At 63.5% G+C, this 18603-nt stretch carries 20 protein-coding genes and 2 pseudogenes; 9 read left to right on the forward strand and 13 right to left on the reverse strand.

Going from position 1 to position 18603, the window contains the following annotated elements; translation table 11 throughout:
• Positions 1–286 precede the first annotated feature (286 nt).
• Genes BM026_RS12745 through BM026_RS12755 form a run of 3 tightly spaced genes read right to left on the reverse strand, consistent with a single transcriptional unit; the run spans position 287 to position 2452 of the window.
• Positions 287–1213 carry a FecR family protein gene (locus tag BM026_RS12745; protein ID WP_071487878.1) on the reverse strand — a complete coding sequence of 309 codons (927 nt, stop codon included), beginning with the start codon at positions 1211–1213 and terminating at the stop codon, positions 287–289.
• A 37-nt stretch (positions 1214–1250) separates the two neighbouring features.
• Positions 1251–1796 carry an RNA polymerase sigma factor gene (locus BM026_RS12750; RefSeq protein WP_016980117.1) on the reverse strand — a complete coding sequence of 182 codons (546 nt, stop codon included), beginning with the start codon at positions 1794–1796 and terminating at the stop codon, positions 1251–1253.
• A complete protein-coding gene (locus tag BM026_RS12755; protein ID WP_175507946.1) occupies positions 1793–2452 on the reverse strand; it encodes a TonB family protein in 660 nt (219 codons plus the stop codon). The genes BM026_RS12750 and BM026_RS12755 overlap by 4 nt, the downstream gene beginning before the upstream one ends.
• Positions 2453–2653: 201 nt before the next feature.
• Here BM026_RS12755 and BM026_RS12760 point away from each other — a divergent pair, with 201 nt between their 5' ends.
• Both BM026_RS12760 and BM026_RS29370 read left to right on the forward strand, forming a co-directional pair.
• Positions 2654–2965 carry a hypothetical protein gene (locus tag BM026_RS12760; protein WP_093528828.1) on the forward strand — a complete coding sequence of 104 codons (312 nt, stop codon included), beginning with the start codon at positions 2654–2656 and terminating at the stop codon, positions 2963–2965.
• 239 nt (positions 2966–3204) lie between these two features.
• Positions 3205–3309, forward strand: a pseudogene (locus BM026_RS29370) (hypothetical protein); the annotation flags it as partial.
• 141 nt (positions 3310–3450) lie between these two features.
• On the opposite strand, the pseudogene BM026_RS12765 reads toward BM026_RS29370, so the two are convergent.
• Positions 3451–3639: pseudogene (locus BM026_RS12765) on the reverse strand (NAD(P)-dependent alcohol dehydrogenase); the annotation flags it as partial.
• A 107-nt stretch (positions 3640–3746) separates the two neighbouring features.
• Between BM026_RS12765 and BM026_RS12770 the strand changes: the two are divergent.
• The 3 genes from BM026_RS12770 to BM026_RS12780 all read left to right on the forward strand — a co-directional run bounded on the left by BM026_RS12770 (position 3747) and on the right by BM026_RS12780 (position 6940).
• Positions 3747–4643, forward strand: coding sequence for a VOC family protein (locus BM026_RS12770; RefSeq protein ID WP_092245935.1), 897 nt, complete (start codon positions 3747–3749; stop codon positions 4641–4643).
• Entirely contained in the window at positions 4640–6031 is a 1392-nt protein-coding gene (locus tag BM026_RS12775) for an alginate export family protein (protein ID WP_093528831.1), read from the forward strand. Before BM026_RS12770 ends, BM026_RS12775 begins: the two co-directional genes overlap by 4 nt.
• A gap of 90 nt (positions 6032–6121) precedes the next feature.
• Complete coding sequence (locus BM026_RS12780) at positions 6122–6940, forward strand: alpha/beta fold hydrolase (RefSeq protein WP_093528834.1); 819 nt, start codon at positions 6122–6124, stop codon at positions 6938–6940.
• 55 nt (positions 6941–6995) lie between these two features.
• Here the strand turns inward: BM026_RS12780 and BM026_RS12785 are convergent, their stop codons facing one another.
• Complete coding sequence (locus BM026_RS12785; protein WP_071488263.1) at positions 6996–7382, reverse strand: DoxX family protein; 387 nt, start codon at positions 7380–7382, stop codon at positions 6996–6998.
• A 77-nt stretch (positions 7383–7459) separates the two neighbouring features.
• Entirely contained in the window at positions 7460–8335 is an 876-nt protein-coding gene (locus BM026_RS12790; RefSeq protein WP_071488262.1) for a LysR family transcriptional regulator, read from the reverse strand.
• Between the two features lie 112 nt (positions 8336–8447).
• On the opposite strand from BM026_RS12790, the gene BM026_RS12795 reads away from it, so the two are divergent.
• Together BM026_RS12795 and BM026_RS12800 are read left to right on the forward strand one after the other, a co-directional pair.
• Complete coding sequence (locus BM026_RS12795; protein WP_092245942.1) at positions 8448–9680, forward strand: YbfB/YjiJ family MFS transporter; 1233 nt, start codon at positions 8448–8450, stop codon at positions 9678–9680.
• The gene (locus BM026_RS12800) at positions 9677–10663 is read left to right on the forward strand and encodes an NAD(P)H-quinone oxidoreductase (RefSeq protein WP_093528837.1); all 987 of its coding nucleotides are present in this window, start codon (positions 9677–9679) and stop codon (positions 10661–10663) included. The genes BM026_RS12795 and BM026_RS12800 overlap by 4 nt, the downstream gene beginning before the upstream one ends.
• On the opposite strand, the gene BM026_RS12805 is transcribed toward BM026_RS12800, so the two are convergent.
• Together BM026_RS12805 and BM026_RS12810 are read right to left on the reverse strand one after the other, a co-directional pair.
• The gene (locus tag BM026_RS12805) at positions 10664–11782 is read right to left on the reverse strand and encodes an alkene reductase (protein WP_093128055.1); all 1119 of its coding nucleotides are present in this window, start codon (positions 11780–11782) and stop codon (positions 10664–10666) included.
• Between the two features lie 78 nt (positions 11783–11860).
• Complete coding sequence (locus tag BM026_RS12810; RefSeq protein WP_092245952.1) at positions 11861–12538, reverse strand: type 1 glutamine amidotransferase domain-containing protein; 678 nt, start codon at positions 12536–12538, stop codon at positions 11861–11863.
• A gap of 159 nt (positions 12539–12697) precedes the next feature.
• On the opposite strand from BM026_RS12810, the gene BM026_RS12815 reads away from it, so the two are divergent.
• The gene (locus BM026_RS12815) at positions 12698–13642 is read left to right on the forward strand and encodes a GlxA family transcriptional regulator (protein WP_071488257.1); all 945 of its coding nucleotides are present in this window, start codon (positions 12698–12700) and stop codon (positions 13640–13642) included.
• On the opposite strand, the gene BM026_RS12820 is transcribed toward BM026_RS12815, so the two are convergent.
• On the reverse strand, positions 13620–14126 hold the full coding sequence (locus tag BM026_RS12820; RefSeq protein WP_092246184.1) for a GNAT family N-acetyltransferase: 507 nt from the start codon (positions 14124–14126) through the stop codon (positions 13620–13622). The two genes, BM026_RS12815 and BM026_RS12820, sit on opposite strands and share 23 nt — an antisense overlap.
• 168 nt (positions 14127–14294) lie before the next feature.
• Between BM026_RS12820 and BM026_RS12825 the strand changes: the two genes are divergently transcribed.
• The gene (locus tag BM026_RS12825; RefSeq protein ID WP_092245958.1) at positions 14295–15167 is read left to right on the forward strand and encodes an undecaprenyl-diphosphate phosphatase; all 873 of its coding nucleotides are present in this window, start codon (positions 14295–14297) and stop codon (positions 15165–15167) included.
• 77 nt (positions 15168–15244) lie between these two features.
• On the opposite strand, the gene BM026_RS12830 is transcribed toward BM026_RS12825, so the two are convergent.
• From BM026_RS12830 to BM026_RS12845, 4 genes are read right to left on the reverse strand one after another with little or no spacing between them, the layout of a single operon-like run.
• On the reverse strand, positions 15245–16207 hold the full coding sequence (locus BM026_RS12830) for a Dyp-type peroxidase (RefSeq protein ID WP_093513722.1): 963 nt from the start codon (positions 16205–16207) through the stop codon (positions 15245–15247).
• A gap of 50 nt (positions 16208–16257) precedes the next feature.
• Positions 16258–17076 (reverse strand): sugar phosphate isomerase/epimerase family protein, encoded by an 819-nt coding sequence (locus BM026_RS12835; protein ID WP_093528840.1) that lies wholly within the window; start codon positions 17074–17076, stop codon positions 16258–16260.
• Between the two features lies 1 nt (position 17077).
• Positions 17078–18277 carry an NAD(P)/FAD-dependent oxidoreductase gene (locus BM026_RS12840; RefSeq protein ID WP_093528843.1) on the reverse strand — a complete coding sequence of 400 codons (1200 nt, stop codon included), beginning with the start codon at positions 18275–18277 and terminating at the stop codon, positions 17078–17080.
• A 2-nt stretch (positions 18278–18279) separates the two neighbouring features.
• Positions 18280–18600 carry a MocE family 2Fe-2S type ferredoxin gene (locus tag BM026_RS12845; protein ID WP_058426960.1) on the reverse strand — a complete coding sequence of 107 codons (321 nt, stop codon included), beginning with the start codon at positions 18598–18600 and terminating at the stop codon, positions 18280–18282.
• Between the last annotated feature and the right edge of the window lie 3 nt (positions 18601–18603).

The following is an 18603-nucleotide window of genomic DNA, read 5'->3' on the forward strand; positions in this document are numbered from 1 at the left end:
GGGCTGTCAGATGCTTCCGAACAATGTCAGTCGAAGGAAGAAACCGGATAGGAAGTGAGACTTGAAACGTACATTTCCTGGTTTTTTCTTACGCTGAAAGTCCTTTCCCCTACAAACGAGAAAGACAATTCAGAGAGGATAAGAAAGGAGATCTGTCAGAGGAAAAAGACCGGTCGCTCAACCCATGAGCACACAGGCATACCTGAAAGCGACAGGCGTAGATTAGCGTTCTGGCCCGGTCCATTTACATCGTAAAAATTGGAGTTACCCGACGAGCGGCAGCCCCTCAACTCAACAACACCACCCCACCCGGCAACTCCGTGCACTTGGCCCCATACGCATCGCGGATCAACAACGCCACGCCCGCCAACTGCTGCAAACTGAAGCGCGCCTGAACCCGACGCTGGCCCAGTTCCTTGTTCAACAGCAGCAGCATGCCCGGGCGATAACGGTTGATCTCGTCCACCACCGTCGCCAGCGTGGCGTTGTTGAACACCAGCACCTGTTCACGCCAGGCCACCACTGCCTGGGTGTCCACCATTGTCACCTCGCTGACGCCGGACGCGCCGTAGGTGAGTTGCCGGCCGCTGTCCAGGCGCACGCTGCGCCCGGCGATGGCCACCGCGAGTGAACCGTCGATGCAGGTGACGCATACCCGGTGGTCGGTATTGCGCACATTGAAGCGTGCCTGCGCCGCGCTGACCGAGCCCTCGCCAGCCTGGACCAGCAGCGGTTGCGCAACGTGGGTGACCACCTCGACTTCGCCTTCGAGCAGTTCGATGCCCTCGCCCACCCGGCTGATGCGGGTCTGGGTGTTGAGTTCCAGGCTGATGCCTTGGCTCAACAGCACTTGGCGCTGCTCGCCGACTTCGGTGCGATAGTCCGCTGTGAGCCCGGCGAAGCCGCCCGGCACACCGACGCGCACCATCACCACGGCTGCCGAGGCGGCGATGGCCCCGCCGAGGAAGGCACGGCGGCCAAAGCTGCGCGGTTGCGACATTTGATCAAGGGCCGGGGACAGTTGCTGCCACAGCGCCTTGGCCTGTTCGAAAGCCTGGGCGTGTTCCGGGCTCTGCGCGCACCAGGCTTTGAGGGCCTTGGCATCGGCCACGGTGGCGCGGCCCGAGGTCAGCAGGAGCAGCCAGTCGCGGGCTTCATCGTGCAGGGGGCTGGCGGCGGACTGCCGGGCGGTGGAGAGGCTAAAAATATTCAAGCGCGCACGTACTCACGGATTTATCAGGGACTCGACACTAAGACGGTTTTCCGGCCCCGGGACCGAACCGCTGAATCACTTTTCTTTCCAGGCGCTTGGCACAGTGGCCCAGGGCGGCCTTGATTTCCTTTTCGACCATGCGCGTGGAAATGCCAAAACGCTGGGAGATTTCCAGGTGCGGCGCCTCTTCCAGGCGCGCGGCGATAAGGATCTTGCGCCGACGCGCCGGCAGTTCGTAGAGGGCCTTGACCAGGGATTGGATTTCTTTCTGGCCGCCCACCACTCGCGACGGGTCCTGGGCTTCGTCGGCGCTTTGCAGCAGCTCTTCCACCTCGCTGCCGGTGAGCAGGCGCGCATCGGCCTGGCGGCGGTCGGCGGCGATGTTCAGGGCCATGCGGTACAGGTAGGCATTGGGCTGTTGCAGGTTCGGCGGCACGTCCATGCGGTCGACGCGCAGGTAGGTCTCGTGCAGCACGTCGTTGGCCAGGTCCTCCGAGCCCAGGCGCTTGCGCAACCGCACCTTGAAGTCTTCGTAAGAGGCCAGGAACAGGCTGACCATCGTACTGTGCCCGGTATTTTTCATCCCTCCGAGGCTCCTTTTGCGGCTGTGCATTCCATGCGCGTTCCTGTTGTGTCAGGCATCAAAAGTAAAGTCACCGGTTGGCGCAGCGAGCTTGGCGCCGGGCGTTCGACCCGCGCCGCTGCCAGGCTGCGCACCAGTGCTTCATCGCGTTGTTCGTCGCCGGTGGAACTCACCAACCGGCTGTGTTCGACCCGCCCCTCCGGGTTGACCCACACCTGCACCAGCGCGCGAAAACTGCCGGGCCGGGTCAACGGCGAGCGGCACAGGCTGGTCTCGATGGCTTGCTGCAACGCCGTCGCGTAGCTGTTGTTGATCCGCGCAGCGTTGCGTGCCGCCGCACCCCGCGTAGTAGGCGGCGGGCTGACTTGCGGGGTCTGCAAGGTAAACGCATCGCTGCGTGCATAACGGGCCATCAGGCCACTCCCTGTCAGCAACATCGCCAGTGCCTCTTGCGCCGTGAAGCGCCCGCGCACTGCGATGGAGCGCCGCCCGCGCGTCAACTCACGGTCCACCAGCACCGCCATCCCGGTGGCACGGCTGTAGGCTTGCAGTGCATGTTCCAGGTCCTGCGCCGGCAGGTTCAACGGCAGCAGCGGTGACTCTGCCTGCGCCGCGCGACCAGCGGCCAGCAGCAACAGCAAGACCAGGGCGCGCATGACGCGCCTCCAGGCTCCCTGTTCACCCCCTGTTCTGCATCGCTGCACGGCCGACGCGCCCTAGAAAACCGTCATCCTGAGGCCAGTTTATGAACCTGATGTTACGGTGATAGCAAAAAAAACATCACGGTGATGAGAGGCCCGCTGCACTAGACTTCCAAGCCTTACCGGCCCACTCCTTCGGGCCTGCCAGGAGGCCCGATGAAGCAGTTACCGACCCTCGCCAGCCTGTTGCTGTGCGCTGCCCTGCCCCTGTTCGCCCATGCCGAAAACGCTGCCGGCACGTGTGCCGAAGTCAGCGTGGATGGCTACAAGGCGCCCGACTATGGCTGCCTGAGCCAGCAGATGGGCAACCACACGAACGCAACCAAGGCGGCCAAAAAGAACCGCGAGGCGCAGAACCTCCCCATCGAAAAACGCCCGCCGAACGCGGTAGGCCTATCCACCCCGGCGGCGACCAGCGTGCGCATGGGCAATACCTTCGGGACGTCGGTGAAACCGCAGCGGCCCTGAGGGCCAACCCTTTCAAAACGGGCGATAAGTCCCCTGTGGCGAGCGGGCTTGCCCCGCGTTGGGCTGCGCAGCAGCCCCAAAACCAGCGCCCGGAGCATGCCTGATTCACCGCATTCCTCCTTCCAGGGTCGCTTCGCAACCCAACGCGGGGCAAGCCCGCTCGCCACAGTTGCAGTGTTCGCTCTTAACGGGAGGGTTTCAGCCAGAGACTGGGAGCACTGGATCGCGTTTACCCTGCTGGTCGGGCTGGGGCTGCACATGATCTGGTGGGCAAGTGTGCGCAGATGGTCGGTGGTGTGGTGTTGATGTTGGTAGGGGCGACGATTCTGTACGAGCACCTCTCGGTCCAGGCACACCACAAAATAATGTGGGAGGGGGCTTGCCCCGATAACGGCGGGTCAGTCAATTATGCGGTGACTGGCCGACTGCTATCGGGGTGTAAGCCCCCTCCCACAAGGGTTCTACAGCGGTTCAGGGAATGCGTTTCACGCCGCTTGGCTTTCCTTTTTCAAGCTGTCCATATCGATCACGAACCGATACTTCACATCGCCCTTGAGCATCCGCTCATACGCCTCGTTGATACCCTGGATATCGATCATCTCGATGTCCGAGACAATCCCGTGCCTGGCGCAGAAGTCGAGCATGTCCTGGGGCTGCTGGATGCCACCGTTCAACCATGACCAGCATGGACGCTGAATCGTTCAACCGAGCACGTCCGTACAATCCGCCGGTCGGCCCCGTCCCTAAGATCGAGACTTTCTCAAAACGCGGGAGAGTGGGTATGTGTAGAAAAGTCAGGACGGTATCGCTGGCAGTCACCTTGCTGGCCGGGGCCATGATGAACAGCGCCTTCGCCGCTACACCGGCGGTCGCCGTGGCCCCGCAATACGACACCAGCCACGTCTATGTGGCACCGGCCGATGTGGAGCGTTTTACCCAGAGCTTCCTGGCCACATTCGGCGGCACAAGCACGCCCCAAGTGGTGGTGAACGTGTTGCCGGTGCCCAGCAGCACCACGTCGCAACTGCTGCAGACCCCGGCAGGCACAGTGTCGCTGTTCGGTTTCACCACGCCGATCCCGCACCCGTTCGGCCAGGAGCGCAACGGTTACCTGGTCAAGGACATGGACGTCGCCCTCAAGGCCGCCCGGGAGAACGGCGCGGCGGTGATCGTCAGCGACTTTCCCGACCCGATCGGGCGTGACGCGGTGGTGCAGTGGCCGGGCGGTGTGAACATGCAGCTTTACTGGCACACCAAGACCCCGGATTACGCCGCGTTCCAGACCGTGCCGGAAAACCGCGTGTACCTCAGTGCCGAGCGTGCCGACACCTTTATCAAATCGTTTATCGGCTTCTCCCACGGCAAAGTCCTGGCCGATGACAAACATGCCCCTGGCGTGGATATCGGCCAAGCCAACGGCAACTACCGTCGCGTCGACATCGAATCGCCATTCGGGCGCATGGCGGTACTGGTCACCAACGGCCAACTGCCCTACCCGTTCGGCCACGAGACCACCGGGTATCAAGTGGCTGACCTGACGGCCACCCTGGGCAAGGCCACCGGCTCCGGCGCGAAAGTGTTAGTGCCTGCGTTCGACAGCAGAGGCCGTCGCAGTGCGTTGGTGGAATTTCCTGGCGGCTACGTCGCGGAGATCCATCAACTCAACGCCGCAAAATGATGCGCCGCACAGGCTGGGGCCTGGCCGTGCTGTGGCCGGTGCTCGTCGGCAGCGTCCACGCGGACGAGCAAGCGACACGCCCGGCCATCAAGGCCAACCGCTGGCAGGAAGACTGGTCGGTTTTGCAGGACCCGGCGCTGCGCACGCAGCCGCTGGACAGCTTGAAGTACATCCCGCTGTCCAGCGCGAACCCCTACACCTACCTGTCCCTGGGCGCGACGTTGCGCGAGCGTTTCGAGATGAACGATGCCAGTGGCTTCGGCGTGCGGGATGTGAAGCGTGATCGCTACCTGATCCAACGCTTCCAGGTCCACGCCGACCTGCATCTGAACGAGCACTGGCGGGTGTTCACCCAATTGGAAGATGTGCGGGCGTACGACAAGACCACGATCGGCGGCGCCGACCAGAATCGCGTCGATCTGCGCCTGGCCTTCGCCGAGTACGTGAATACCTTCAGCAGTGGGACTCTCAAGGCCCGTGTCGGGCGCCAGGATTTCGCCTTCGACCTGCAACGCTTCATCTCATCGCGGGACGGCCCGAATGTGCGGCAGTCCTTCGATGCGCTGTGGGCCGACTGGGAGACCTCCAACTGGCGTTTTATCGGGATCGCCAGCCAGCCGGTGCAGTATCAGGACGGGCGTCACTTCGACGACAAATCCAACAGCGATGCGCGCTTCCACATGGTGCGTGTGGAGCGACTGGTGGGCGGCAAGAACGAGTTGTCCGCCTACTATGGCGTGTATGAGCGCACCGGCGCCCACTACCTGGACGCCGACGGCGACGAGACCCGCCACCTGTTCGACGCACGCCTGGGCGGCGCGGCCATGGGCTTTGACTGGGACATCGAAGCGATGCTGCAAAGCGGCTCGGTCGGCAACAAGGACATTCGCGCCTGGGCCGGTGGCAGCCGTACCGGCTACACCTTCGACAGCCTGGCCTGGAAACCGCGCATCGGCCTGCAACTGGACATCGCCTCGGGCGACCGCAAAACCGGGGATGGCACCGTCGGCACCTTCAACCCGCTGTTCCCCAACGGCTACTATTTTTCCCTGGCGGGCTACACCGGCTACAGCAACCTGATTCACGTCAAGCCGTCGATCACGGTCAAGCCGATCGACAGGCTCAGCGTGCAAACCGCCATCGGCCTGCTGTGGCGCCAAACCACCAGCGACGCGGTCTACACCCAGCCCAACCTGCCGGTGGCCGGCACCGCAGGCCAGGGCGATCGCTGGACCGGCGCCTATGCGCAAGTGCGCACCGATTATGTGTTCAGCCCCAACCTCACCGGCGCCGTCGAGGCCGTGCACTACGACGTGGGCCAGACCCTGCGCGATGCCGGCGGTGACGACAGCAATTACCTGGGGGTCGAGCTCAAGTTCAGCTGGTAACCCCAAGCAAGCACACCCGTACAAGCCCTCGAGCCGGTTAACGGCAATAGTGATCCTGCGTTTTATCCCCCCCTCGATAAGGAGATGTTCATGAGCACATTCGTCGCCAAAGACGGTACCCAGATCTATTTCAAAGACTGGGGCAGCGGTAAACCCGTGCTGTTCAGCCACGGCTGGCCGCTGGACGCCGACATGTGGGAATACCAGATGGAATACCTGAGCAGCCGCGGCTTTCGCACCATCGCGTTTGACCGCCGTGGGTTCGGCCGCTCGGATCAGCCCTGGACCGGCAACGACTACAACACCTTCGCCGACGATATCGCCCAGTTGATCGAACACCTGGACCTCAAGGACGTGACCCTGGTGGGCTTCTCCATGGGCGGTGGCGACGTCGCCCGCTACATCGCACGCCACGGCAGCGCACGCGTGGCCGGCCTGGTACTGCTGGGCGCGGTCACACCACTGTTCGGCCAGAAAGCGGACTACCCGCAGGGCGTGCCGACTGAAGTGTTCGATGGCATCAAGGCCGGCCTGTTGAAAGACCGTGCGCAATTTATCAGCGACTTCAACACGCCGTTCTTCGGCATCAACCAGGGCCAGAAGATCTCTGAAGGCGTGCTGACCCAGACCCTGCAGGTGGCGATGCTGGCATCCCTCAAGTCGACGGTGGATTGCGTGACCGCGTTCTCCGAAACCGACTTCCGCCCGGACATGACCAAAATCGACGTGCCGACCCTGGTGATCCACGGCGATGGCGACCAGATCGTACCGTTCGAAACCACCGGCAAAGTGGCGGCCGCCTCGATCAAGGGCGCCGAACTGAAAGTCTACAAGGACGCGCCACACGGCTTCGCCGTGACCCACGCGCAGCAGTTGAACGAAGACCTGCTGGCGTTCCTGCAACGCTGAAACACCTGCACCACCCTCTCCTTATTTTGGCCGGGCTTGCCCGGCCTTTTTTTGCTCAGGAGAAACGCTGGCCCAGGACCAGGCGACCGGGCCCGCTGATCAGCAAGGTGGTGAAGATGATCAACAGCAGCCAGCCGAACTGCCCTTCGAACAACGTCCACTCCGGGTGCACCACCAACAAAGCGATCAACAGCACCGCCAGGATCGGCAGGCACGCCAGGCGCACCAGCACCCCGGCAATGATCAGCAGCGGGCACAGCACTTCAGCGAAAATCGCCAGCAACAACGTGATGTTCGCCCCCAGGTGAAACGGGTCTTCGATCAGTTGCAATTGCTCGCTGTAGTTGAGCAACTTGGGCAAGCCATGCACCCACAGCAGGAACAGCGCCCCGCTGATCCGCAGAAACAATAGTCCCAGGTCCTGACGCGTCGATTCGTTCATACGTGCTCTCGGTTGATTGCCACAAACAACGATTGTGTCGACCGAGCCACCGCCGCGCTTGCAAGCCTGTGCTGACCTCACTCCCCGGTGCCGGCAAACGCCGCCACGATCTCATCGATCACCGCCCGCACCCGTGCGGTGTGGCGCAGATCGGCGTGGGTCACCAGCCACACGTCATATGGCAGGGGTCGGGTGCGCTCCGGCCACAGGCGCACCAGCCCGTCGCGCTCACCGGTGCACACCGGGATTTCGCCGATGCCGATGCCGGCAGCGATGGAGCGGCGCACCAGCAGGCTGGAACTCAAGGCAGCAACGATGCGCCCGCGACCGAGGGGCTCGGAGACCAGGGTCATGTCCTTCTGGCTTTGCAGGTGAGGTTGGTAGACCACCAGGTCATGGCCTTCGAACAGGCTGCCCGGCTCAGGTACGCCGTGACGCTCGAGGTAACCCTGGGACGCAAACAACCCCAGCGGCCAGCGCGCAATACGCCGGGCGATCAGGTCGGGGTTATCCGGGCGCTGGTTGCGCACGGCGATATCGGCTTCGCGCTTGGCCAGGCTGAGGATCTGCGTGGAGGCGTCCAGTTGCACGCGCACGTCGGGGTGTTTGTCGTGCAGGCAGGCGATGGCCGGGATCAGGAAGTCGATGGCCAGGGAGTCGGTGGTACTGACCCGCACAGTGCCGGTCAGGCGGTCATCCAGGCCCTGGATCTGGCGCTCCAGGTCGAGGGCCGAGCGCTCCATTTTCTCCACCGAAAGCAACGCCGCTTCGCCGACCGCCGTGAGCGCGTAGCCTTCGGAGGTGCGCAGGAACAAGGTTGCGTTCAAGGACTTTTCCAAGGCGTTAACGCGGCGCCCTACGGTGGCCTGGTCCACGCCCAGTACCCGTGCGGCGCCGCGCAACGTGGATTCGCGGCACACCGCCAGGAATACCCGTGCATCGTCCCAATTCATGCGGCCTCCCATTGATGCAGATATGCATCATCATGACGCTAATTCGCTGCATTATTGCATCGAAAAAGCCCGATATGCTGACCGCCGCAGAAAAAACTTCAGGACAGCCATCATGCTCGACTCCCACGCACCATCCCGCAGCGCGGTCTGGCTGCCGATCTTTGCCGGCCTGTGTGCCAGCCTGGTCAGTATCGGCCTGGCACGCTTTGCCTACACACCGCTGATCCCCAGCCTGATCCAGGCCCAGTGGTTTTCCGCCAATGACGTGGTCTACCTCGGCGCCGCCAACCTGGTGGGTTACCTGATCGGTGCGCTGATCGGCCGGCCCATCGCCCAGCGCACCTCCAATACGACCGCCCTGCGCATCATGATGGTAGCGGTGACCCTGGCCTTCTTCGCCTGTGCCTTCCCGTTGTCGGTGGTGTGGTTCTTCGCCTGGCGCCTGCTCTCGGGGATTGCCGGCGGCGCAATCATGGTGCTGGTGGCCGCGACCGTATTGCCCCACGTACCGGCCGCACGCCGGGGCCTGGCCAGTGGCGCGATCTTCCTCGGCATCGGCCTGGGCATTGCAGGCTCCGGCACACTGGTGCCGCCGCTGTTGAGCCTGGGCTTGCAGCAGACGTGGCTGGGCCTGGGCCTGCTGGCGTTGCTGTTGACGGCGGCCAGCTGGTTCGCCTGGCCCGGCGTTACGCTGCATGAAGCAGCAGCACCAATGGCCACTTCAGCGCGGATGCCGTCCGGCGTGTACCTGCTGTTCGCCCAGTACGCCTTCATGGCCGCAGGCCTGGTGCCGGCGATGGTGTTCCTGGTGGATTACGTGGCCCGTGGCCTGGGTGATGGTGCGCACATCGGCGCGATGGTCTGGGTGACGTACGGCCTGGGCGCGATTGTGGGGCCGGTAAGCTACGGGTTCCTCGCCGATAAACTCGGTGCACGCCTGAGTATCCGTGTGGTGCTGGTGGTGCAGGCGGTTGCCGTCGGCCTGTTGCCGCTGGCCAGTTCGTTCACTGCCCTTGCCGTACTGGCGGTGATCCTCGGTTCGTTCCCGCCAGGCATCGTGCCATTGGCCTTGGCGCGGGTGCATGAATTGCTGCCCAACCATCATCAGCAGCAGGTAGCGTGGAGCCGCGCCACCGTCTCCTTTGCTACCTTCCAGGCACTGTCCGGGTTTGCCTACTCGGCACTGTTCAACAGCAGCGGTGGCCAGCATGCGCTGTTGTTCGTGATTGCCGCTGGCGCCATCGTGGTCGCCCTGGCCCTGGAACTGGGCATGATTGTGCTGAACCGTCGACCGCTCGACACGGTCCCAACCCATACGCTCCCCCTTACAGGATTTGCCAAATGACCCTGCCTACCGACATGACCCTGATTGAAATCACCACGCCCGGGGGCCCCGAGGTGCTCAAGCCGCGCCAGGAACCGGTGCCCTCCCCGGCCTCCGGCGAGATCCTGATCCGCGTGCACGCCGCCGGGGTCAACCGCCCCGACGCCTTGCAACGTGCCGGCAAGTACCCGATGAAACCCGGCTTCAGCCCGATCCCCGGCCTGGAAGTGGCCGGCGAAGTGGTCGCGCTGGGCGAAGGCGTCAGCGAATACGCGATTGGCGACAGGGTCTGTGCCCTGACCAATGGCGGCGGCTACGCCCAATACTGCACGGTGCCCGCCAGCCAGGCGTTGCCGGTTCCCGAAGGCATGGAGTGGATTCAAGCCGCCGCCATCCCGGAAACCTTTTTCACCGTGTGGGCCAACCTGTTCGGCATCGGCGGCGCGCACAAGGGCCAGCGCGTGCTGATCCACGGCGGTACCAGCGGGATCGGCACCACCGCCCTGATGCTGTGCCGCGAATTCGGTATCCAGGCGTTCGCCACCGCTGGCAGCGAAGAGAAATGTGCGGCCATCCGTGCCTTGGGCGCTGAAGCCATCAATTATCGCGAGCAGGATTTTGCCGAGGTGATCGGGGCTCAAGGTGTCGATGTGATCCTCGACATCATGGGCGGCTCCTACCTCAACAACAACCTCAAGGCCCTGGCCATGGACGGGCGCCTGGTGATGCTGGGCTTCCTCGGCGGCGCCAAGGCCAATGACGTGGACCTGCTGACCATCCTCGGCAAACGCGCCGTCGTCACCGGCTCCTTGCTGCGCGCCCGTACCAGGGACGAGAAAGCCGCCATCGCCGATCAACTGCGCGAGCACGTATGGCCGGTGCTGGCAGCCGGGCGCTGCCTGCCGATGATCGACCAGGTGTTCGATTACACCCAGGCCGATCAGGCGCATGCGCGGATGGAAGGTGGCGATCACATTGGCAAGATTGTGTTGCGGGTGGTTTGATTACCCGGCGAACACCGGGTAGTCGACATAACCCGCTTCGCCTCCCCCATACATCCCTTCCGCCCGCAGCGGGTTCAACGGCCAGTCGTTGAAAATCCGCTGCGGCAAGTCCGGATTGGCGATAAACGGCCGCCCGAATGCGATCAGATCCGCCAGCCCCGCTTCAACCAGTGCTGCACCGCGTTCAGCGGTGTAGCGACCGGCATAGATGATCCGCCCGCTGAAGGTGTCGCGTACCGCTCGGCGAAATGATTCGGGCAATACCGGGGCGTTATCCCAGTCGGCTTCGGCAATGGACACATAGGCGATGCCCGACGCTTCCAATACCTTGATCGCTTCAATGTAGGTGTGGTGCGGGTCGTCTTCCACCAGGCCGATGTACACCCGGTCCTGGTCGGTGCCGCTGAACAATGGTGAGAAGCGCACGCCCAGGCGCTCGGGCCCGACCACGGCGGTCACTGCTTCGACGATCTCGCGCAGGAAGCGCAGGCGGTTGTGCAGCGAGCCACCGTACTCGTCGTCACGCTGGTTGGCGTGGGCCGAGATGAACTGGTTGACCAGGTAGCCATTGGCCGAATGGATTTCCACCCCATCAAACCCGGCATCCAGTGCATTGCGCGCTGCCTGGGCGTAGTGCCCGACCAGGTCCTTGACCTCCTGCGTGGTCAACGCACGCGGTACAGGCGGCTGCATCAATTGCCCCTCGCCCGGCGCCGTTTCGATAAAGGCCTTGGCCTGAATTGCCTGGATAGCAGAAGGTGCGACCGGTGCGGCACCCTCAGGCTGCAACGCGCTGTGGGACACCCGACCGACATGCCACAACTGGGCGAAGATCACCCCGCCTTCGGCATGCACCGCCTCGGTGACCTTGCGCCAGCCGTCGATCTGCGCCGGCGTATAAATGCCCGGCGTCCACGCGTAACCCTGGCCACGCGGTTCAATCTGCGTGCCCTCACTGACCATGAAGCCGGCACTGGCGCGCTGGCGGTAATACTCGGCCATCAAGTCAGTGGCGATATCGCCCGGCTGGGCGCTGCGCTGGCGCGTCAACGGTGGCAGCACAATACGGTTGTTCAGTGTGTGGTGACCCAGTTTCACCGGGGTACTTAAAACGGTCATCTCATTCTTCCAGATTACGAGCGCGCGAAAGCATTGGCGACTTATTCAAGTCGCCAATGCATCAAGCGGTTTATTGAGTCAGGCAGTGAGTTTCAGCAGGGCCTTGGCGACATCGCTGGAACTGCCGGGGTTTTGCCCGGTGACGAGCAAGCCATCGGTAATGACAAAGGACTGCCAGTCAGCGCCTTTCTCATACAGGCCACCCAGCTTCTTGAACTCGTCTTCCACCAGGAACGGCACTACATCGGTCAATTCAACGGCGGCTTCTTCCGAGTTGGAGAAACCGGTGACACGCCGGCCCTTGACCAACGGCTCGCCGTTGACCGCCTTGACATGACGCAAGGCACCCGGTGCATGGCAGACAAAGCCGATCGGCTTGCCGGCACGCTCGAAGGACTCGATCAACGCAATGGAAACCGGCGATTCCGCCAGGTCCCACAGCGGGCCGTGGCCGCCTGGGTAGAACACGGTGTCGAAGGCATCGGCGTTGACCGAATCCAGCTTCAGCGTGGTCGCCAGGGCCTGTTGCGCGGCCGGGTCGGCGGCGAAGCGGCGGGTCTGTTCGGTCTGGAAGTCCGGCTGATCGCTCACCGGATCCAACGGCGGCTGGCCGCCGGCCGGGGATGCCAGCACCACCTCGGCGCCGGCGTCCTTGAACGCGTAATAAGGTGCGGCAAATTCTTCGAGCCAGAAGCCGGTCTTGCGGCCGGTGTTGCCCAACTGATCGTGAGAGGTCAATACCATCAATACTTTCATTGTCGAGTGCCTCGGGATGACTGTGGGTTGAAGCTTAGGAGCCCGGGCGTCGCCTCACAACGTCATATCCGCAAGGTTTTCGGACATCGCTCGACGGCAGTTGCCGTTTCTCGCCCAGCCACCGACAATCGCGTCTCCCCTACCCCCTGGAGAAACACGATGCACAGCGTTGCGCTGCTGGTCTACCCGAATTTCGAATGCCTGAGCCTCAGCGTGGGCTCGGTGTTCGAGTGCGCGAACCTGTTGCGCGGCGAGCCGGCCTATGCGTTTCACCTGGTCTCGGAGACCGGCGGCGCGGTGATGACATCCCAGGGCTTTTCGGTGAACACCACACCCATTCGGGCCGAGGGCTATGACACCTTGATCGTCGGCGGCTACATGGAGTTCCGCCTGCCGGAAGCCAACCTGCTGGAACAGGTCAAGGCCGCCTCTGCCCAGTCGCGGCGCGTCGCCTCATTGTGCATGGGCATCTTCGTGCTGGCCGAAGCCGGCCTGCTGGAAGGCAAGCGCACCACCACCCACTGGATTCACGCGCCGGCCTTTCGCAAGCGCTACCCGCACATCCAGCTGGAAGAAGACAAGTTGTTCGTGGTGGACGGCCAAGTGTGGACCGGTGCCGGCATGAGCGCCGGGGTGGACCTGGCGTTGGCCATGGTGGAGAACGACCTGGGCAGCGACCTCGCCCGGCGTATTGCGCGCAAACTGGTGATTGCCCAACGTCGCGGCAGTGAACAATCGCAACTGTCGGCGCTGTTGGAGCTGGACCCCAAGTCAGACCGCGTGCAACTGGCCCTGGCCTACGCCCGTGAGAACCTGACCCACGACCTCACGGTGGAGACCTTGGCCGATGTCGCCCGGCTGAGCCCGCGCCAGTTCAGCCGGGTGTTCCGTGAGGAAACCGGGCAGACACCGGCCAAAGCCATCGAAGCCCTGCGCGTGGAAGCCGCCCGGGCACTGATGGAAACCAGCCGTCACCCGGTGGAGGTGGTGGCCCGCGAAACCGGCTTTGGCGATCGCGAGCGCATGCGCCAGGCGTTCCTGAGGGCGTTCGGGCAGCCGCCGGCGGTGATGCAACAGGCCTTTAATGCAGGGCCGCCCGCGTAACCAGGTAACTGACCAACTGCGGGTCATCCTCCAGCTCTATCGTCTGTACCGGGCGCGGCAGGTTATCCAGCACCGTGCGCCAGAACGCCTGGGACACTTCGTCCTGGTCATAGAACCGCACCAGCCAATTGGCCTGGCCGCTGCACAGCACCTGGCTGGCGATGGCACGGCCGATGCCTTTGCGGCGGTAGCGCTTGAGGATGAACAGATCGGCCAGCTCCAGGGCATCGATGCCTGGCAATTCGCTGCCTTCGATCAGCAGGAAGCCGGCAATGTAGCCATCCACCAGCAGCAGGTTGGCGCTCCATTGCGGGTCTTGCCAGTAGCGGGCCAGGTGTTCGTCATGGATGTAGAAACGGCCGTCCGCCTCCACATCTTCCTGTTCCCAGTCGGACGACTCATAGGCGTAGTACTGGTAGAGATTACGGATCAGCTCGGCGGCTTCGGGGCCGGTCTGGATCAATTCGACGGTGACTTCGGGCATGGGGCTCTCGGTGAAAAAACGCAGGGCGCCATTGTTCACAAAACGCGAGGAGAGGCCAACCTTTCTACTTGCTGAACCGATTGCAAATAGGTGTTGCCTCGCCCAAAACCTTGAAACATTTCGAATAAACTTCGTGAAATTTGCCCCTGCTCTTCAAGGACACCTATTTTGACCAACATGTGTACCGCCGGCCTGGATGTGGGTTTTGCCTCCCTCGATTACCTACAGATCTTCATCCTTGGCGTGATCCAGGGCATTACCGAACTGCTGCCGGTGTCGTCCACCGCCCACATGCGCGTGGTGCCCGCCCTGCTCGGCTGGCAAGACCCCGGCTCGGCGTTTTCTGCGGCCATGCAACTGGCGGCGCTGGCAGCGGTGGTCAGTTACTTCTGGCGCGATGTGCGCCAGGTCACCACCGGCAGCATCGGCGCGGTGCGTCGGGGTGACTACAACGACCGTTGGTTCAAGTTGGCGGTGGCGATTGTGCTGGCGACCCTTCCCATCGGGATTGCCGGCCTGGCGTTGTCGTCGACCTTGAATGCCTGCAACTCGCCGCTGCGTGGGCTGATGGTGATCGGTATTTCCTGCGTGGTGATGGCGGTGCTGCTGGCTGTGGCGGAAGTGCGCGCACGCCACACCCGTGAGGTGAGCGAAATGCGCCTGCGCGATGCGTTGATCGTCGGGATCGCGCAAATTGGCGCGTTGATTCCGGGGGTATCGCGGTCCGGCTCTACGCTGACCGCTGCGTTGTTTCTCAATTTCAAGCGTGAGGAAGCTGCACGCTTCTCCTTCCTGCTGGGCCTGCCGGCCATCGCCCTCGCCGGGCTGAAGGAGTTGTGGGTGTTGCTCCACGCCGACATGCCGGCCCATGCCTGGCCGCATCTGCTGTTCGGTCTGGTGGTGGCGAGCGTCTCGGCGTTCTTTGCGATCTGGGGCCTGATGAAGTTCCTGGAGCGGTTCTCCACCTGGCCGTTCGTGATCTACCGCGCGCTGTTGGGGGTGTTCCTGATTGTGGCGGTCAGCACTGGGTGGCTGAGCTGATCTGACATTAATCTCAAACCACCATTAATCCAATGTGGAAGGGGGCAAGCCCTCTCCCACCTTTGTACCGTGTTGCCTTACAGACTGTCGGTTCGGTCGGCCAGTTCTTCCAGCAGGTCGGCCGAGGGCACGAAAAACAGGCCGCCGGTGACCGCCGTGCTGAAATCCAGCAGGCGGTCATAATTGCCCACCGGACGGCCGACGAACATGTTTTCCAGCATCAATTCCAGGGGCTGCGGCGAGCGGGCATAGCCGATGAAGTAGGTGCCGAACTCCCCGGCACCTGGCCGGCCAAAGGGCATGTTATCGCGCAGGATCTTCACTTCTTCACCGTGCTCGTCGGTGATGACGGTCAAGGCGCTGTGGGAGTTGCTCGGCTTGGCTTCTTCGTCCAACTCGATATCCGACAACTTGGTGCGCCCGATCACTTTCTCCTGGGCCTCCACCGTCAAGCCATTCCACGCCGTCATGTTGTGCAGGTACTTCTGCACCAGCACGTAGCTGCCGCCACGGAATTCGCTGTCTTCGTCGCCGACGATGGTGAAGCCCTCGGCCTTGCGCCCTACCGGGTTCTCGGTACCGTCGACAAAGCCGATGATGCTGCGCATGTCGAAATAGCGGAAACCCTGGACCTCATCCACCACCTTCACGCTGTCGCCCAGGGCCGCCATGAGATGGGTGGCCAGTTCGAAGCACAGGTCCATCTGTTCGGCGCGGATATGCAGCAGGATATCCCCCGGTGTCGACACGGCCATGCGCCCCTCCACGCCGAACTCGCGGAACGGGTGCAGCGCCGCCGGGCGTGGCGCGCCGAACAGGCGGTCCCAGGCGTCCGAGCCAAACCCGCAGACGCAGGTCAGGTTGCCGGCCGGCACGCGCTTGCCCACCGAGCGCACCAGCCCGGCGATATCGGCGCACCAGGCGCGTACCGTGTCCTCGCTGCCGGGGGTAACAGTGGCGACCATGAAAATCGCGCTGCTGGTGATCGGGTGGCACACGGACTGCGGTTCCAGGGGCGGCTGAACGGAAGATGGGGTCATGGTGAAAGTCCAGGCTAAAGGGCGAGATTGAACCCGCGCAGATTAGCAGATCATTTCTGACAACTGCGCCACACCTCACGAATCAGCGCCTGCATCTTCAGCGCTTCGGACCAGCGATCGCTGATTTCGCACCCGTCCGCGCCGGTGATCGCATAAGGCGGCGGGCCGAGTTCGCAGGTAAAGGACAGGCTCTGCGGCGTCTGCGGGCGCGCCAGCCAGTCTTCGATCCCGTAGCGCCACCACTCGGTAAAGCGCCGGACCCAGGCTTGGTGCTGGGGAAACGCCAACGAGACTTGCACCTGCTCGCTGCTGGCTACCCGACCGTGGAAACCCCAGCTGTGGCGCAGGATGCTGCGTATCTGCGCATCGTCCTCGGCGGCGCCCGGCTCCGGCAGTTCGTGCCCGACCACGTAGTGGGACAGGTCGGCCAGCAGCTTCAAGTCGGGCATCTGTGCCAGCAGGTCAAGGGTGAACAGCAGATCATTGGTGAGGCGATAACGGTGGGTTTCCAGCAGCACCGGAAACTCCACCTGTTCGGCCAAGCGCTGCCAGCCTTCGACCAATCGCGCCGCTTCGCTTTGCGTGCGTGGGCGCACGTCGGCTTGCAGGGTGAGGTGGTGGCAGCCGTAGCCACTGATCACCTCCAGCGCGGCGGCCAGGTCACCCACCGACTGCGGGAATAACTGGCCTTCGATCTGCAAGCCTTGCGCCGTGGCGGCGGCGTGCAGGCGGGCGACATCGGCGGGCTTGAAGTAATGATCGGTAATGCCGTCGAACCCGGCGGCCTTGATGCGCTCGAGTTGAGCCTCGAGTGGGCCGGGTTCGGTTTGCATGGCCCACAGGGATTGGAACACCAGGAATTGGCGCATATCAGCCTCGCAGCAGGTGTTTGAGGGACAGCTCGGGGTTGGCCAGGCTGGCGGGATCGAGTGAGCGTCGCGCGCTGATCAGGCGCTCGCAGAGTTTGATGTCCTTGGCCACGCTGTTGCCTGGCGCCCATCCGCACGCGCCTTGCAACTGGTGATCGGCATCGAGATGGAACAGCAACATGCCGCCGCCCGGCAAAGGCCGGCTGACCGTCGAGGGCGTGAGCACGCCGACGGTCTGCAAGCCCCAGTCGTACTGGTCGGACCAGAACCCGGGGAGCGCCTCGAACGGCACATCGCGGCCCAGCAGGTTCAATGCCGCATGCCGGCCCTGGACCTCGGCGTTGCGCCAGGTTTCCTGGCGCTGATAGAGGCCATCCAGGCGAAACTCACACACGTCACCGGCCGCAAAAATATCCGGCGCACTGGTACGCAGGTGCGTATCCACGCGTATGCCCTGGCCCACGTCCAACCCCGCTGCGGCGGCCAATTCGATATTGGGTTGCATGCCGATGCCGACCACCACCAGGTCGCAGGGCAAGCGTTGCCCGTCCACCAGCAGCACGGCGTCGGCCTGGCTCGATTCCAAGGCCACATTCAGGCGAACGTCGACCCCGTGCTGGCGATGCAGGGCCAACAGCGCCTCAGAGATAACGGCCGGCAACACCCGGCCCGCCAATCGCGGCCCGGCTTCGAGCAGGGTGACCTCACAGCCAAGGCCACGTGCCGTGGCCGCCACTTCCAGGCCAATAAAGCCGCCACCGACCACCACCAACCGCGTGCCGGGCTTCAGCGCATCGCGCAGGGCCAGCGCTTCATCGTGAGTACGCAGGTAGAGCACGTTGGCCTGCTCCTGAGGCAAGCGGCGCGCCCGCCCACCGATGGCCAGCAGCAGGCCGGCGTACCGCAGCCATTGGCCATCGGCCAGTTGCAGGCGATGCTGTTGCGGCTGCAACTGCGTCACCGGGTTAGCGGCGATGTGCTCGATACCCAGCTCGGCCAGTCGCGCGCTGTCGCACAGGCTGCAGCCGGCCAGGTCCGCCGTGCCCTGCAACACGCCTTTGGACAGCGGCGGCCGCTCGTAGGGCAAGTGCGGCTCATCGCCAATCAGGATCAGCCGCCCGGTGTAGCCTTCTTCACGCAAGGTCAGCGCCGCACGGCCGCCGGCATGACCGGCGCCGACGATGATCAAGGGATCGTGCATGATCAGGCCGTGACAGCGAGCAACACCCGCCCCGCTTCGACCCGCACCGGGTAGGTCTTGAGGTTGACGCACACCGGCGCGCCGAGGGCCTTGCCGGTGCGGTAATCGAAGCGCCCGTTGTGCTTGGGGCACTCGATCACGTGGTCCATCACCAGGCCATCGGCCAGGTGGATTTTCTCGTGGGTGCACAGCCCGGCGGTGGCGAAGAATTCATTCTCGGCCGAGCGATACACCGCATAGGTGTGCGGCCCATGGTCGAAGCGCAGCACGTCTTCTTCGTCTATTTCGCCCACGGCGCAGACGTCGATCCATTGATCGTTCATGGC

The organism is Pseudomonas sp. NFPP24 (assembly GCF_900112095.1).
Taxonomy (GTDB): domain Bacteria; phylum Pseudomonadota; class Gammaproteobacteria; order Pseudomonadales; family Pseudomonadaceae; genus Aquipseudomonas; species Aquipseudomonas extremorientalis.

What these genes read in the sequence shown, in the direction of transcription:
- BM026_RS12750 (WP_016980117.1), bottom strand. Translation starts at nt 1,796, where the DNA reads ATGAAAAATACCGGGCACAGTACGATGGTCAGCCTGTTCCTGGCCTCT.
- BM026_RS12755 (WP_175507946.1), bottom strand. Translation starts at nt 2,452, where the DNA reads ATGCGCGCCCTGGTCTTGCTGTTGCTGCTGGCCGCTGGTCGCGCGGCG.
- BM026_RS12760 (WP_093528828.1), top strand. Translation starts at nt 2,654, where the DNA reads ATGAAGCAGTTACCGACCCTCGCCAGCCTGTTGCTGTGCGCTGCCCTG.
- BM026_RS12770 (WP_092245935.1), top strand. Translation starts at nt 3,747, where the DNA reads ATGTGTAGAAAAGTCAGGACGGTATCGCTGGCAGTCACCTTGCTGGCC.
- BM026_RS12775 (WP_093528831.1), top strand. Translation starts at nt 4,640, where the DNA reads ATGATGCGCCGCACAGGCTGGGGCCTGGCCGTGCTGTGGCCGGTGCTC.
- BM026_RS12780 (WP_093528834.1), top strand. Translation starts at nt 6,122, where the DNA reads ATGAGCACATTCGTCGCCAAAGACGGTACCCAGATCTATTTCAAAGAC.
- BM026_RS12785 (WP_071488263.1), bottom strand. Translation starts at nt 7,382, where the DNA reads ATGAACGAATCGACGCGTCAGGACCTGGGACTATTGTTTCTGCGGATC.
- BM026_RS12790 (WP_071488262.1), bottom strand. Translation starts at nt 8,335, where the DNA reads ATGAATTGGGACGATGCACGGGTATTCCTGGCGGTGTGCCGCGAATCC.
- BM026_RS12795 (WP_092245942.1), top strand. Translation starts at nt 8,448, where the DNA reads ATGCTCGACTCCCACGCACCATCCCGCAGCGCGGTCTGGCTGCCGATC.
- BM026_RS12800 (WP_093528837.1), top strand. Translation starts at nt 9,677, where the DNA reads ATGACCCTGCCTACCGACATGACCCTGATTGAAATCACCACGCCCGGG.
- BM026_RS12805 (WP_093128055.1), bottom strand. Translation starts at nt 11,782, where the DNA reads ATGACCGTTTTAAGTACCCCGGTGAAACTGGGTCACCACACACTGAAC.
- BM026_RS12810 (WP_092245952.1), bottom strand. Translation starts at nt 12,538, where the DNA reads ATGAAAGTATTGATGGTATTGACCTCTCACGATCAGTTGGGCAACACC.
- BM026_RS12815 (WP_071488257.1), top strand. Translation starts at nt 12,698, where the DNA reads ATGCACAGCGTTGCGCTGCTGGTCTACCCGAATTTCGAATGCCTGAGC.
- BM026_RS12820 (WP_092246184.1), bottom strand. Translation starts at nt 14,126, where the DNA reads ATGCCCGAAGTCACCGTCGAATTGATCCAGACCGGCCCCGAAGCCGCC.
- BM026_RS12830 (WP_093513722.1), bottom strand. Translation starts at nt 16,207, where the DNA reads ATGACCCCATCTTCCGTTCAGCCGCCCCTGGAACCGCAGTCCGTGTGC.
- BM026_RS12835 (WP_093528840.1), bottom strand. Translation starts at nt 17,076, where the DNA reads ATGCGCCAATTCCTGGTGTTCCAATCCCTGTGGGCCATGCAAACCGAA.
- BM026_RS12840 (WP_093528843.1), bottom strand. Translation starts at nt 18,277, where the DNA reads ATGCACGATCCCTTGATCATCGTCGGCGCCGGTCATGCCGGCGGCCGT.
- BM026_RS12845 (WP_058426960.1), bottom strand. Translation starts at nt 18,600, where the DNA reads ATGAACGATCAATGGATCGACGTCTGCGCCGTGGGCGAAATAGACGAA.